Source organism: Polynucleobacter sp. AP-Reno-20A-A9, from assembly GCF_018882085.1.
Classification (GTDB): domain Bacteria; phylum Pseudomonadota; class Gammaproteobacteria; order Burkholderiales; family Burkholderiaceae; genus Polynucleobacter.
This window is the reverse complement of the sequence record NZ_JACVPB010000004.1, coordinates 192,247-205,798: the sequence shown is the minus strand read 5'-3', so window position 1 is coordinate 205,798 and position 13,552 is coordinate 192,247. Positions and strand designations below refer to the sequence as shown.

Annotated in this window: 13 protein-coding genes; 6 read left to right on the top strand and 7 right to left on the bottom strand. The window is 45.2% G+C overall.

The window, feature by feature from the left end; translation table 11 throughout:
- Positions 1–176 (top strand): integrase core domain-containing protein (locus tag ICN39_RS05740; RefSeq protein WP_216233111.1); only part of this gene is annotated, 176 nt, incomplete at its 5' end.
- Positions 177–201: 25 nt separating this feature from the next.
- Here ICN39_RS05740 and ICN39_RS05735 read toward each other — a convergent pair.
- The 3 genes from ICN39_RS05735 to ICN39_RS05725 all read right to left on the bottom strand — a co-directional run bounded on the left by ICN39_RS05735 (position 202) and on the right by ICN39_RS05725 (position 3,070).
- A complete protein-coding gene (locus tag ICN39_RS05735; RefSeq protein WP_216233095.1) occupies positions 202–1,167 on the bottom strand; it encodes an integrase arm-type DNA-binding domain-containing protein in 966 nt (321 codons plus the stop codon).
- Between the two features lie 262 nt (positions 1,168–1,429).
- A complete protein-coding gene (locus ICN39_RS05730) occupies positions 1,430–2,011 on the bottom strand; it encodes a hypothetical protein (protein ID WP_216233094.1) in 582 nt (193 codons plus the stop codon).
- Between the two features lie 105 nt (positions 2,012–2,116).
- Entirely contained in the window at positions 2,117–3,070 is a 954-nt protein-coding gene (locus ICN39_RS05725) for a hypothetical protein (protein WP_216233093.1), read from the bottom strand.
- On the opposite strand from ICN39_RS05725, the gene ICN39_RS05720 reads away from it, so the two are divergent.
- Positions 3,069–4,565, top strand: coding sequence for a sensor histidine kinase (locus ICN39_RS05720; protein WP_255532318.1), 1,497 nt, complete (start codon positions 3,069–3,071; stop codon positions 4,563–4,565). The genes ICN39_RS05725 and ICN39_RS05720 overlap by 2 nt on opposite strands.
- A 101-nt stretch (positions 4,566–4,666) precedes the next feature.
- Positions 4,667–6,772 carry an alkyl/aryl-sulfatase gene (locus ICN39_RS05715; protein ID WP_216233092.1) on the top strand — a complete coding sequence of 702 codons (2,106 nt, stop codon included), beginning with the start codon at positions 4,667–4,669 and terminating at the stop codon, positions 6,770–6,772.
- A 104-nt stretch (positions 6,773–6,876) separates the two neighbouring features.
- Here the strand turns inward: ICN39_RS05715 and ICN39_RS05710 are convergent, their stop codons facing one another.
- The gene (locus tag ICN39_RS05710; RefSeq protein ID WP_216233091.1) at positions 6,877–8,124 is read right to left on the bottom strand and encodes a CaiB/BaiF CoA-transferase family protein; all 1,248 of its coding nucleotides are present in this window, start codon (positions 8,122–8,124) and stop codon (positions 6,877–6,879) included.
- 76 nt (positions 8,125–8,200) lie between these two features.
- Between ICN39_RS05710 and ICN39_RS05705 the strand changes: the two genes are divergently transcribed.
- Both ICN39_RS05705 and ICN39_RS05700 read left to right on the top strand, forming a co-directional pair.
- Positions 8,201–9,190, top strand: a complete 990-nt coding sequence (locus ICN39_RS05705; protein ID WP_072582522.1) for a tripartite tricarboxylate transporter substrate binding protein — start codon at positions 8,201–8,203, stop codon at positions 9,188–9,190.
- 7 nt (positions 9,191–9,197) lie between these two features.
- Positions 9,198–9,995: an enoyl-CoA hydratase/isomerase family protein gene (locus ICN39_RS05700; protein WP_216233090.1), complete on the top strand. Its 798-nt coding sequence runs from the start codon at positions 9,198–9,200 to the stop codon at positions 9,993–9,995.
- Positions 9,996–10,022: 27 nt separating this feature from the next.
- On the opposite strand, the gene hemW is transcribed toward ICN39_RS05700, so the two are convergent.
- The 3 genes from hemW to rph are packed head-to-tail and all read right to left on the bottom strand — an operon-like array spanning position 10,023 to position 12,542.
- Complete coding sequence (hemW, locus tag ICN39_RS05695) at positions 10,023–11,210, bottom strand: radical SAM family heme chaperone HemW (protein ID WP_216233089.1); 1,188 nt, start codon at positions 11,208–11,210, stop codon at positions 10,023–10,025.
- Positions 11,203–11,793, bottom strand: a complete 591-nt coding sequence (gene rdgB / locus ICN39_RS05690) for an RdgB/HAM1 family non-canonical purine NTP pyrophosphatase (RefSeq protein ID WP_216233088.1) — start codon at positions 11,791–11,793, stop codon at positions 11,203–11,205. The genes hemW and rdgB overlap by 8 nt, the downstream gene beginning before the upstream one ends.
- 8 nt (positions 11,794–11,801) lie before the next feature.
- On the bottom strand, positions 11,802–12,542 hold the full coding sequence (gene rph, locus ICN39_RS05685; RefSeq protein WP_216233087.1) for a ribonuclease PH: 741 nt from the start codon (positions 12,540–12,542) through the stop codon (positions 11,802–11,804).
- Between the two features lie 68 nt (positions 12,543–12,610).
- On the opposite strand from rph, the gene ICN39_RS05680 reads away from it, so the two are divergent.
- Positions 12,611–13,540, top strand: coding sequence for a YicC/YloC family endoribonuclease (locus ICN39_RS05680; protein ID WP_216233086.1), 930 nt, complete (start codon positions 12,611–12,613; stop codon positions 13,538–13,540).
- Positions 13,541–13,552 lie beyond the last annotated feature (12 nt).

Below are 13,552 nucleotides of genomic sequence, written 5' to 3'. Positions count from 1 at the left end.
AGTGCTTAGCCATGAACTGGTTTCATAGTAGAGTGCATGCCAAGGTAATTATTGAGCAATGGCGTAGGCACTACAATTTAATCAGGCCACACTCAAGTTTGGATTATCAAACCCCAACAGAGTTTGTCGCTGGATGGCAAAAGGAATTAATAACGGGAGCCAGAGTTTCTAGATGAAATTGGTCCGATAAAACCAGACAGGTCAGGTTATTGACTTGAGTAACTTGATGGATTGGTTTGATAGTGGAACACGATGCTCTTTTTTGGTTTTTGTATGAGTTGCTGGAATATTCCATACTTTAGATTCAAAGTCTATTTCAGACCATTCAGCCTCCCTGACTGAACCAGAACGGACTGCAGTATGAATCAAAAACTCAAGAGCCTTAGCACTTATGCTTTTATTCTTGCGAAGGTGGATCATAAACTCACCTACATTTACGTATGGAACAGCAGGGTGGTGATTCTTAGTTTGTATCTTCGATGGCGATGGTAGCTGTGTATCAAGAAATCCATCCCAGCTTGCTGGGTTCATCCCTTTTCTATACTCATTGACGATGCAGTAGTCGAAGACCGTTTTTAATCTACCCTGCAGTCTTTGTGCCGTAGGAGTTTTCACTCTCCAAAGATCGCCTAGCTTTTCTCCAGCCTCACTTTTTACATCCTGAGTTAGGACATCCAATATATTTCTCATTGATATATCTTCAACCAGCATATTGCCAATAATTGGGTATGCATAAGTCTGGAGAGTCGATGACCATTGCTTACGGTGTTTATCGCTTGTATAGACCGCTGAATGTGCATCCATATATGCTTCTGCACATTCTTTGAACGTTTTATTCTTTGCCAGACTTGCCATCAGGGAGCTTTTAATCTCCTTACGTTGGACTCTGGGGTCAATACCTTGACGTATTGCATCTAACATCCTCTTAGCTGCTTCCCTAGCTTCTGCAAGTGAAACCTGTGGATATGAGCCAAGTCCAAGAGGAACTCTCTTTGACCCTATGTGTGTTCTTAGTACCCAAGATTTAGGCATAGGACTATCTGAGTCCTTATTCTGAGGCTCTCTAATTTGGAGGTTCAAACCGCTTACTCCCCCAACAGCATGCCAGCCAACAGCTTTAAGCTTATTAACGGCAAGGGCAGACATGGGCATTACGATCTTTGGCATTGCTAAGTTCCTATATGGTCAGGGTGTATACCAACCTACATACCTAAAAGTATGATATTTGATTATACGGAATAAGACTGCCTGATGCTAATATAGGCTTTAAGACCAAGTAATAAATGGCTTTCTGAGACTATTTGATATTGTGTAAGATTCTATTATGGCGGTCACCTCTTCCGCCAAGTTACATGTGAAAAAGCCCAGCAACTACTTGCTGGGCTTTTTGTCTTTTCAGCTACTGGAAAAGAATTACTTCATTTTTTGATTACTTCTTAGCTGCTGGTGCAGTTACCACTGCAGCAATTGCTTCTGTGTAAACCACTTTTACTTGATCGTTTACAGCGATATCTTTCATTAAGTCAGGATTCTGAACCTTAACCTTGATGATGTTTCCTTGTGGACCCTTCAAAGAAACGATATTTTTAGCTGCATCAATCGCTTCAACATTGGCGGTTGCAGTAACGGTATTGGTCGTGATCATCCCTGGCTTGTCACCTTGTGGGGCAGTTGTAGTACTAGTGCTAACTTGTTCGCTAGTTGTGCCTGGATTTTTTACCTTAACCAACTCAATAGCTACCGCAAGTTCATAGACAACGTCAACATGATCACCCACTTTAATTTCTGCAAAGTTCTTTACTTCAGGACCAGCAACAATGGAGGTTTCGCCATCTTTGTTCTTGAGGGTAACTGTGCGAGTCGCTGCATCAATTTTAGTTACTTCACCATCATAGATAAGTGCGGATTCTTGAGCGGCCACACCAGCAATAGGCGCTTTTGGTTTGGTGAGGAATAAGTAGCCGCCAACTGCGATTGCAGCAATGACAACAGCAATGATAATTTTTTTCATAATGGTTGGATCCTTAAGGTGTTAAAAGTGCGTCACCGCTGAGTGGTGACGCGGAAACAAGTAAATACTAGCAATTCAGTATTTGTAGCTATTGTATTGCCCATATTAGAAGCTGGCAGCTAAGCCAATAGAGGTTCCGTGCACATTTTGACCAAATTGGTAGCGAAACACCACTCTGATGCGAGTAAAGACAGGATCAGATGCGCTGCGATCCAATTCAATACCAGTACCTACGGAGGAGAGGGAGTTAAACCCCAAGGCTCCTCGTAAGTCGCCCAGGAATTCGGTATGTGCCACTTCAAACACAGCTCTTAAAGGTCTATCTAGCAGTGTGATCGGCGTCGGAATGCGACTTCTAGCCCAAAGTGCCAGACTTTGCGAATCAGCTGAACCTTGCACTGCAGTGGAGGTATCAAATGTTTGTACTGGAATATTGGTATAGCGTAACTCCACGTCAATCTCTTGATCGGGTTGGTAGTTCTCATAGTCCAGCATGACCGAGCCACCCAAACCATAGGAATTCATACGGCCGCCATTGAGGAATTGTAGGTCAATACCTTTTTGATTCTGAAGAACCCTAGAAGCAATCGAAAGATCGCTCTCTAAATGCCCCAGCATGACATTGGCAATAGGGCGGAAACGCAATTCATTGGTAATTGGAAAATCCCAACCAATACCGCCGGTGCCTGTGATGCTGTTCCAATGAACCGGTACTGTAACGGATGTATTGGCGATTCCATCACTAAACGTTGGGTTGTAACGATTAACCGCTAAGGTCCCCTCTAAATAAAGAGGAAAGTTTGCGCTAATTCGATCACCGCCTCCTAGAGAAATCATTTGCAAGTCGGAGTTATCGCCACCATTGTTGCGGATCGACAACGATCCTGTTGTCACATCCGGTGTGAGTGAATAACCCGTAATCGTCATAAAAGCATCAGCGCGCTTTTTGAGGTAGTTGTTAGCAGCGTTATAAAAAGCCGATTGGGCATGAGCAAAGCTAATCCCAGCGACTAATAGGGTGGCAAAGAAAAGGAGCTGGGATCTACTAAAAAGCCGCATGACACGCATTTTAGCGAATCAATACGGCGGATGTACCATAGCAAATATGAAGCTGCTCATTTCTATCTACTTCTTTATTCTGGCCGTCATTCAGATGGGCCTATTTTTTGGAATCTATCACTATTACCGCTCTCAGAACCTCCTGAGACCCAGTTTGTATTGGATGTCATCCCTGCTAGTGAATGTGGTGGGGTTATTTATTTTCGGGGCAGGGATCATTACCCTTCAAAATATTGCAAACCCAGAATTTAATTTCACCGTTGCCAATACCTTCTTTTTTGTAGCAACGATGCTGCAAGCATTATTTTGTCAGTCACTCAATCATGAAGTTTCTAAACGAGTAAAGATAGTTTCCTCAGTTTCAGTCCTCATTTTTATTGCCGTATTTGATTCCATGCGTCTATATGGATCTTTTGAAAGTCGTACTGCGGTAATGGCAGGGCTTGCTAGTATTTTTTATTGCTGGCAAATATATGAGCTAGGCAAGAAGAGAAAATCTTCCCCATCTAAGCAATTGGTTTATATGCAATATGCCAATTTTGCTGAAATGTTTTTTGCTTTAGGGCGATTCGTCATCATGGTTGCCTCGGCATTTACCATTCGCCAAGTTGATCAGATTCCGCAACTGCTGATCCTGTTTACCATTTCCCAACTTGTGATGAATACCCTATCCTACATTGCAATTGGGGGTTATTGGGCTGAACAAATCACCATTGCCAACATCAATGCAACCAATGAAAGTCAATCTACTAAAGCGCTATTACAGGAGCGAGAAATCTTAATTGCTTCACTGCTAAAGGCCAATAAGACCGCTAGTACTGGTGCTTTGTCGGCCTCTATTGCACATGAGCTTAATCAGCCCTTGGGTGCTTCTAGTTTAAATATTCAATTTTTGCAAAAGAAACTAATAGAGGGAGAACTAAATCCTAGCTTACAGAGAGAAGTTTTGGATTCTTTGTTGGCAGACAATCAGCGTGCAGCAAGTATTATCCGCTCCCTTAGAGCGGTATTCGCTGATGAAAAGATGGTATCTACTAAGGTTGACCTTGCTGAATTAATTAATTTAGTACTTACCATTGCTCGCCCAGAAATTGTTAAGCAGAATATTCGGATGGTTCTCAAGTTAGAGGAAAACTTATTTATCACTGCTAATAAGGGAGAGCTTCAACAAGTCCTATTGAATTTAGTGAACAACGCAATTGATGCATTGAAGTCGATTGAAAATTTAAATAAATTAATCACGATTCGAGGCCGGCATAGTAGTGCTGGCGTTCAAATATCGATCGCAGACACAGGCTCAGGAATTGATGAAGATGTGCAGGGACACATGTTTGAGCTACTTTCAACTACCAAGGGTTCCGGTATGGGAATTGGTCTTTGGTTATGTAAGCATATTGTGATGAGGCACGGTGGATCTATCTGGTTTGAGTCATTTCCTGGCAAAGGAACCACTTTTTTTGTTGGCTTACCGGTTATTGCATTCTATGCAATCTAATTTCCTGAATAGCCTAATATATTAGCTATAGGGCTAATTGCCATTGACTAGCTCAAACTTATCATTGAAGTAATCAAAATACTTTTTTACTTTGGGCTTTTATGAAAATCAAACTCACACAGTTTTCGGTAGCGGCCACATTAATGACCGCTGGGTTGGCGATTGCGGCAGGAGGTGGTGGTGTGGTGGCGGATCCTGGCGCTATGCAGGGGAAGCATTTCGATCCAAAGGGTAAGGCGCCATCAAGCTATACGGTTGAGCTGCAAAATGGATTGCGGAAGACGCTGCCTTTCGAAGATAAGCGTGATTTTGAGGAATCTAAAAAGGGCTTCATAGCGGCCCCGCCTTATAAAACAATCATGGCAGATGCCGGCAACGTTGCCTGGGATATGGGTAGCTATGAATTTCTCCTGCAGGGCAAAGACTTTGATAGCGTGCATCCTTCATTGCAACGTCAAGCTATCCTCAATATGGGCTATGGTTTATATGAAGTTGTGCCTGGAAAAATTTATCAAGTACGCGGCTTTGACTTAGCCAACATTAGCTTTATCAAGACGAATACTGGTTGGATTGTTTTCGATCCATTAACTGCCAAAGAAACAGCTCGTGCTGCACTAGAGCTTGTTAATGATAAGCTTGGTAAACGCCCAGTTGTAGCTGTCGTGTATTCGCATTCGCATGGCGATCACTTTGGTGGTGTGCGTGGTGTAGTCGATGAGGAAGATGTGAAGAGCGGCAAAGTCAAGATCATTGCGCCAGCAGGTTTTATGGATCATGCGATTGCGGAAAACGTCTATGCAGGTAATGCCATGACTCGTAGAATGTACTTCCAGTACGGCGTGTTATTGCCCCGTAGCCCATTTGGTCACGTGGATCAATCCATTGGTAAAAATACCGCTGCTGGTAATTTAGGTCTGATCGAGCCTAATGTCTATATCAACCAACCTTATGAAAAAATGACGGTTGATGGCGTTGAAATGGAATTCCAAAACACTCCGGGCACTGAAGCTCCTGCGGAGATGAATACTTATTTCCCACAATTCAAAGCATTCTGGGCAGCAGAAAATATCACTGGCACCATACATAATATCTACACCTTACGTGGCGCCTTAGTTCGCGACTCACTGGCATGGTCTAAAAATATTAATAACGCTTTATATCGATATGGCAATGAGAGTGAGGTGATGTTTGCGTCACATACCTGGCCACGCTGGAGTAATGAGCGCATACAAGAGGTGATGCGTACTCAACGAGATAGTTATGCCCATCTTCATAACGAAGTGCTCCATTTAGCAAACAATGGCGTCACTATTAATGAAATCCAGAATGTATATAAACAGCCTGAGAGTCTGAAGAGGCAATGGGCAGCTCATAGCTATCATGGTTCCGAAGAGCACAATAGTCGTGCCGTGATAAATCGTTATCTGGGTTATTGGGACGTTAACCCAGCAACACTAGCGCCACTATCCCCAAAAGATTCGGCACCACTGTATGTGGAGATGATGGGTGGCTCGGCCAAGATCATGGCTAAGGGCAAAGAGCTCTATAAGCAGGGCAAATACCGTGAAGCTATGGAAATTGTTAACAAGTTGGTTTATGCGCAACCGAACAATACGGCCGCCAAAGACTTGCTGGCAGATATTTTTGAGCAGATTGGCTACCAAAAAGAAAGTCCAAGTATGCGCAATAGCTTCTTGGGGGCCGCTTATGAACTACGCCATGGCATGCCTTCAGGGGCATCACCGAAATCCAATGGTCCAGACATGATTAAAGGCATGACAACCGAACTCTGGCTCAATGCTTTGGCTATCAGCATGGACAGTAAGAAAGCGGCGGACATGAACTTTGTAATCAATCTCTCTACACCTGACAATGGTGAAAAATTTGTGATTGAGATGAGTAATTCTGCTTTGACCAACATTAAAGGTCAGCAGGCCAAGAATCCAAATCTGACCATCACATTAAATCGCAGTGATCTTGAGCAGGTGATGGGTGGACAGACGACGTTTGAAAAGTTGCTAGCTGAAGGTAAGGTGAAGTTCGATGGTGATCGCAAATCATTCGATCAACTCAAAAGCACCTTGACGGTCTTTGTGCCTGATTTTGAACTCATGCCAGGCACTAAAGGTAAGGCAACCCCTAAGACAGCCGCTCCAGCCAAAGATCCATTCTCGGCGCAAGAGATGGCTATTACTGCTGGCGAGTAACCAGGGCAACTAAGGTAATTAGGCTCATCTAAAACTAACAAGGACTCTGCGGAGTCCTTGTTAATTATCTTTTTACTTAATCATTATGTTTATTAAGCTGCAAACTAAGGTGCAAAGGCACCACCCGCTTCAAGAGACTTCAGTTCATCACCAGCAATGCCAAGCTCAGCTAAAAGCTCGCTGGTATGTTCACCCAACAAAGGAGGGTGGCGATACACCTGTTGTGGCGTGCCATTCATTTTGACGGCAAAACCAATATTAGGCACCTTGCCTTCAATGGGATGATCAATCTCCATCCGCATCTTACGATGACGGCCATGCTCGCTATCGAATGCCTCTGGATAGGTGTTGATGGGGCCTGCAGGGATGCCTGCGGTCAATAAGGTGTCTACCCATTCATCCGCAGTTTTGGAGACAAACGTTTTCTCAAGCTCAGAAGCTAGCTCTAAGCGATTGCCTAAGCGCAGTGGATTTGTTTTGAAGCGGGCATCTTCAAATAATTCAGGACGCTCAATCTTGTCGCACAGCAACTTCCACAGTTTTTGATTTGTAGCACCCATGACAAAGTAACCATCAGCAGCTTTCATGGCTTGGTAGGGGGCGCTCATATGATTGGCTGTGCCAAGCTTGTAGGGCTCAACTCCAGTACCCCAGTATTGAGCGGTATCCCAAATGGAGAATGCCAAAGCGGAATCAAAGAGTGAGGCATCAATAAACTGACCTTCACCCGTTTTGGTTTTGCCAATATATGCCGACAATATTCCATATACAGCAAAAAGTGCGCAGCCAATATCAGCTACCGGAACGCCAGCTTTAACGGGAGGGCCATCTGGATAGCCTGTGACGCTCATGACACCAGACATCGCTTGAGCCATGAGATCAAAACCAGGGCGATCTGCCCATGGACCAGTTTGGCCAAACCCAGAAATGCTGGCATAGACCAAACCAGGATTGATATCTTTTAAAGAGGCGTAATCGATTCCTAGTTTTTTCATCACCCCAGGGCGATAGTTCTCTACCAAAATATCAGCGGTTTTGACCAACTCAAAGAATACTTTCTTACCGGCCTCGGTTTTGAGATTCAAGGTGAGACTACGTTTATTGCGGTTCATGTTCAGAAAGCCCATACTGTCTGAACCCTTCATCTTGAAACCCATTGCGCCACGAGTCTGATCGCCTGTGCCCGGAGGCTCGATTTTGATAACATCCGCACCTAAGTCCGCCAACAGCATGCAGCAGTAAGGGCCGGCCATGACCTGGCTGACGTCAAGCACGCGTACTCCTGAGAGGGGTAATGGTCTTGATCCATCATCCGCACCATTTAAAGCGTCATTTATAGGTGTTTTCGTCATTGTCTCGTTTGTTCTTATATGTTTAGAATTAGCCTCTAATAGTATCAAACACAATAAAAACAATTTTGGAGACTTTATGTTGCTTAAATCGCCTCAGTGGGCTGTTCGTAGTTTGCTCGCAATCACGCTAGCCACGAGTTCTTTCTTTGCTTTAGGACAACAGTCTTACCCAACTAAACCAATTCGACTCATCGTGGGTTTTGCGCCTGGTGGCGGTACCGACATTGTTGCTCGAGCCCTTGCTCCAAAAATGGGTGAGATTCTGGGTCAAAGTGTGATTGTGGAAAATAAATCTGGTGCAGCGGGCACGATTGCAGCCGATCAGGTTTCCAAGGCGAATCCGGATGGCTACACTTTGCTGGTAGGCCACTCTAACTCCAATGCGATTGCGCCATTTGTGCTGACTAACGTTCAATACAATCCTGCAACGGATTTCACACCTATTACTTATTTGGGATATGTGCCGAACGTTTTAGTAGTGAAGGCTTCATTGCCTGTGAACTCGGTATCACAATTAATCTCCCTTGCTAAAGCAAATCCAGGTCAGATGACTTATGGTTCGTCTGGTATTGGCAGTACTCAACACTTAGCAGGTGCTTTGTTTGCCAAGATTGCTGGCATTCAGTTAAACCATGTGCCCTATAAAGGTAGCGGTCAGGCCATCATTGATTTGCTAGGTGGTCAAATTACGATGAACTTTGATACCTTGCCGCCGAACTTGCAGCAAATTAAAGACGGCAGCTTGAAGGCTTTGGCAATCTCCACCCCAAAACGATTATCTATTCTTCCAAACGTACCTACGTTTAACGAAGTGGGTATTACAGGATTTGACGTCACTAACTGGTACTCCATCATGGGTCCAAAGGGTATGGATCCAGCAGTAGTGAACAAGATTGACCAAGCTGTTAAAGCCGCCATGGCTGATCCACAAATTAAAAAGACACTTGATTCTCAGGGCTTACAGCCTGAGGGGCCGGCAACACCGGCTGCATTTAGTTTGTTCTTGGCTGGCGAACTGGCTAAATACCAGCGTTTAGTAAAGAGTCTGAATATTAAGGCTGAATAAACTCTCTATGAGTGATTCCGAAAAAGGGGGCAATGTTGCTCAAGTCGTTTTAGAGACGCAGGGTAACATTGCCTACATTACTTTTGATCATGTTGCAGCTCGCAACGCAATGACAGTAGGGATGTATCAAAGTCTGAAGTCGATCTGTGAAGATATTGCCAAGAATCCAAAGATACGTGTAGCTATCTTGCGCGGCGCTGGCGGCAAGTCTTTTATATCTGGTAGCGATATAGCGCAATTTGCTAGCTTTAAACATGGTCACGATGGCATTCGCTATGAAGAGGGTATTGATGATTACCTAGGTCCGCTTGCCACCTTGCCCATCCCAACAATTGCCGTTATCGATGCTATGGCTGTTGGGGGCGGATTAGCAATAGCCAGTTGCTGTGATTTCCGAATCTCAACTCCAGATGCAAAGTTTGGCGTACCTATAGCCAAAACACTTGGCAACTGTTTATCTGCTGCAAATGTTACATGGCTAGTTGCTCATCTAGGAATCAACATTGTTAAGCGGATGCTGCTTCTTGCGGAGATGATTCCTGCAAAGGAGTTACTCCAACAAGGATATCTTTTAGCAACATACGAGCAAGAGCAGCTAGGTCAAGAGGCTGTCAATCTCGCAGAGCGACTGAGTCAGTTAGCTCCCATTACACAAAAATCTAGCAAGCTGGTATTGGCGAGATTAATTAAAAACAATCTGCCCGACTGTAGTGACCTCATCAGTGAAACCTATGGCAGCAATGATTTCCAAAGCGGAGTTGCTTCATTCTTAAAGGGTGAGCCACCTATTTGGACGGGTAGCTAGCGCTCAACGCATAGCGGCTAAAACGGTTTAATCCAAAAACATTTCTTGCAGATTATTCAGGTAGCGCATACCTAATGGAGTGGCTTTTAGCTGACTAGGATTCTCATCCAGCAATTGCTTATTACTAGCTTCAGCTAAGCCTTTACTAATCACGTTTAAAGGCAGACCAGTTCTCTCGCTGAAAGTATTGGTAGCAACGCCATCTGTCAGTCTTAGGGTATTGAGCATGAATTCGAAAGGCAGATCCTTAGCTTCAAGAACCCGAGATTCAATTAACGCATTTCCCTTGGACTCCATTGCTTGCATATAACTTTCTGGATGGCGTTCCCTTACTTGGCGAGTAATTTTGTCTGGAAAAGAAATCTTTCCATGAGCGCCTGCACCAATGCCCATGTAATCACCAAAGCGCCAGTAGTTCAGATTGTGTTTGCACTCTTGGTTTTTCTGCGCGTAGGCAGAGACTTCATAACGTTTGTAGCCTGCCTTGGTGAGTAAATCTAAATTCTGCTCAAAGATGGCATCCACTTCATCATCGCTAGGTAATTGCGGAGGAAAGTTTGCAAAGTAGGTATTCGGTTCCAACGTGAGATTGTAGAAAGACAGATGGGGCGTTTTAAAAGAAAGGGCCGTCTCAATATCTGCCTTGGCTAAATCTAATGTCTGCTTTGGGAGCCCGTACATCAAATCCAGATTCACCGATTTGAAGTGTTTCAGGGCAATTGCTATTGCGCGCTTGGCTTCCTCGCCATTGTGTATACGTCCCAAGGCTTTGAGCTGTTCATCCTGAAAGCTCTGAACTCCGATCGACACACGATTAATCCCTGCCTTTGCAAATCCTGCAAATTTATCGGCTTCGATTGATCCTGGGTTTGCTTCCATCGTAATTTCAGCATCGGGCTCAAGATTTACTCGAGCGCGGATAGCGCAAAGTAATTGATCCATGCCTTCGGCTGATAGCAGGCTTGGCGTTCCCCCACCAATAAAGATGCTATGGACCTGACGCCCCCAAATATTAGGTAATTCAGTTTCTAGGTCAGCAATCAGTGCATTGATATAGCGCTGCTCCTCAAAGCCCGCCTTAGTAATACCTTCTTTAATTTGATGTGAATTGAAATCGCAATAGGGGCATTTCTTTTCACACCAAGGAAAATGAATATACAAAGCCAATGGAGGCAATGCAGTCAGCGTTACTTTGTTGGTGCTGGAATTAAGCACGGCTTTTGAGTTGTGCAATCAATTCACGTAGCGCTTGACCCCGGTGACTGATTGAATTCTTTTTTTCTGGCTCTAGCTCAGCAGCGGTGCATTTTTGATCCGGCAAAAAGAAATAGGGGTCATACCCAAAACCATTGCCTCCAGCAGCTTCATCAACAATCTGCCCATACCAACGTGTTTGCACAATAATGGGTTCAGGATCATTTGCGCTATTCACGAAAACCAATGCGCACACATAATGGGCACCTCGATCTACCTGATCTTTTAAATCTTGAATGAGTTTTCGATTGTTCGCAGCATCATCACCTTGCTCACCAGCAAAGCGAGCCGACAAAACGCCTGGCTGGCCATTTAAAGCATGGGCACAAATTCCGGAGTCATCGGCTAAGGCAGGTAGGCCTGATGCGGCGCTTGCGTGTCTTGCTTTAGCAAGAGCGTTCTCCACAAAAGTGAAGTGTGGTTCTTCTGCTGAAGGAATGCCTAATTCACCTTGAGGAATTACTTGAAAGTTCAGTGGCGCTAAAAGCGCCTGAAACTCTTTTACCTTGCCGGCATTGTTAGACGCGAGAACGAGCTTTTGCATGTCGATCTTTACTTCAATGCATCATTTTGCATTTGAGTGAGCTCTTGAATACCTTGCTCAGCCAAGTCCAGAAGTGCATTCAGTTCTGCTCTAGAAAAGGCTGCGCCTTCAGCGGTACCTTGAACTTCAATCATTCCGCCTTTACCGGTCATAACAACATTCATATCGGTATCGCAAGAAGAGTCTTCCGGATAATCTAAATCTAGCACTGGAACGCCTTGGTAGATGCCCACAGAAATCGCAGCTACGCTATCGATGATTGGATCATTACTCAGGGCGCCACTTTTGAGAAGTTGATTGACCGCATCACGAGCAGCAACATAAGCACCAGTAATTGAAGCCGTACGTGTGCCGCCATCCGCTTGCAGCACATCGCAATCAAGATGAATTGTTCTTTCACCTAAAACTTTTAAATCAAAGACGCTGCGCATAGCGCGACCAATGAGGCGCTGAATTTCTTGGGTGCGACCAGATTGCTTGCCTCGAGCAGCTTCCCGATCGCTGCGAGTATGGGTAGAGCGGGGCAGCATGCCGTATTCAGCAGTAACCCAGCCTTCGCCAGAACCCTTTTTGTGAGGAGGTACTTTTTCGAGGATGCTGGCAGTACACAGAACCTTGGTATCCCCAAAAGCGATCAATACCGAGCCTTCTGCATGCTTGGTAAAAGCTCTAGAGATGGTTACCGGACGCAAATCGGTTGGCTTACGGCCGCTAGGGCGGGCAATATTGGCTGGGTTTGCTGTACTCATGGGAAGGGGGTCCTGTGGGGTTGGGGTCTGGATCGGGTCTAGTTCAATAATGAATCTACAATGTCCATATGATATCGAGCATGACTGGTTATGGCAGCGCTTCTCGCCAAGTCTCCCTAGGGGCTGGTGTAGTTGCAGATCTGCAGGTGGAATGTCGGGCTGTCAACAGCCGCTTTCTGGATCTTGGATTTCGTCTTCCGGACGAATGTCGCGGGGCTGAGCCTGCCTTACGAGAAATGGCTACTCAAAGCCTATCCCGTGGAAAAGTCGAGTTTAGAGCGGCATGGCGGGTCAATAGCGCAGCAGCAGGTGCCGCTAAAAGCAATCCTCATGCCCTGGGTGCCATTAGTCGGGATCGTCTTGATGCCTTGTATACCCTTCAAGAAAAAGCCCAAGAAGCTTTCCCAAAAGCCCAAGAATTGAGTATTGCCGAAGTATTGCGTTGGCCTGGCATTGTTTCTGAGCCTCGTGGCGAAGAAGATAGCTGGATCACTGCCACGATCGAGGCTGGGCGCGCAGCTCTAGCAGCTCTCATGGAGAGTCGTCATGCAGAAGGCAAGGCCTTGGTTAGCGTTCTCACCAGTATTACCGGCAAGATGCGTGACATCGTTAAAGTGATTGAGCCTAAGGTGCCTGAGTATGTAGCTCAGTATCAAGAGAAGCTTACAGAGCGCCTTGCTGAAGCGCTTGCTGCACAAGAACAAGCCAAGGCAGGTGCCGAACTGATGGAGCGTATTCGTCAAGAGGTGGTGCTGTATGCAGTGCGCATTGACGTCGCTGAAGAGTTCGCGCGCCTAAAAACTCATCTTCAGGCGGTAGATACTGCGCTTGCAGGCAAAGGACCTGTTGGTAAACGTTTAGATTTTTTGATGCAAGAACTCAATCGCGAAGCCAATACCTTAAGTTCTAAGTCCGTATCAGAAGAGTGCACTCAAGCAGCTCTTGAGCTCAAGTTGTTCATTGAGCAAATGCGTGAGCAAGTTCAAAACCTCGAGTAATCCTTATTAACG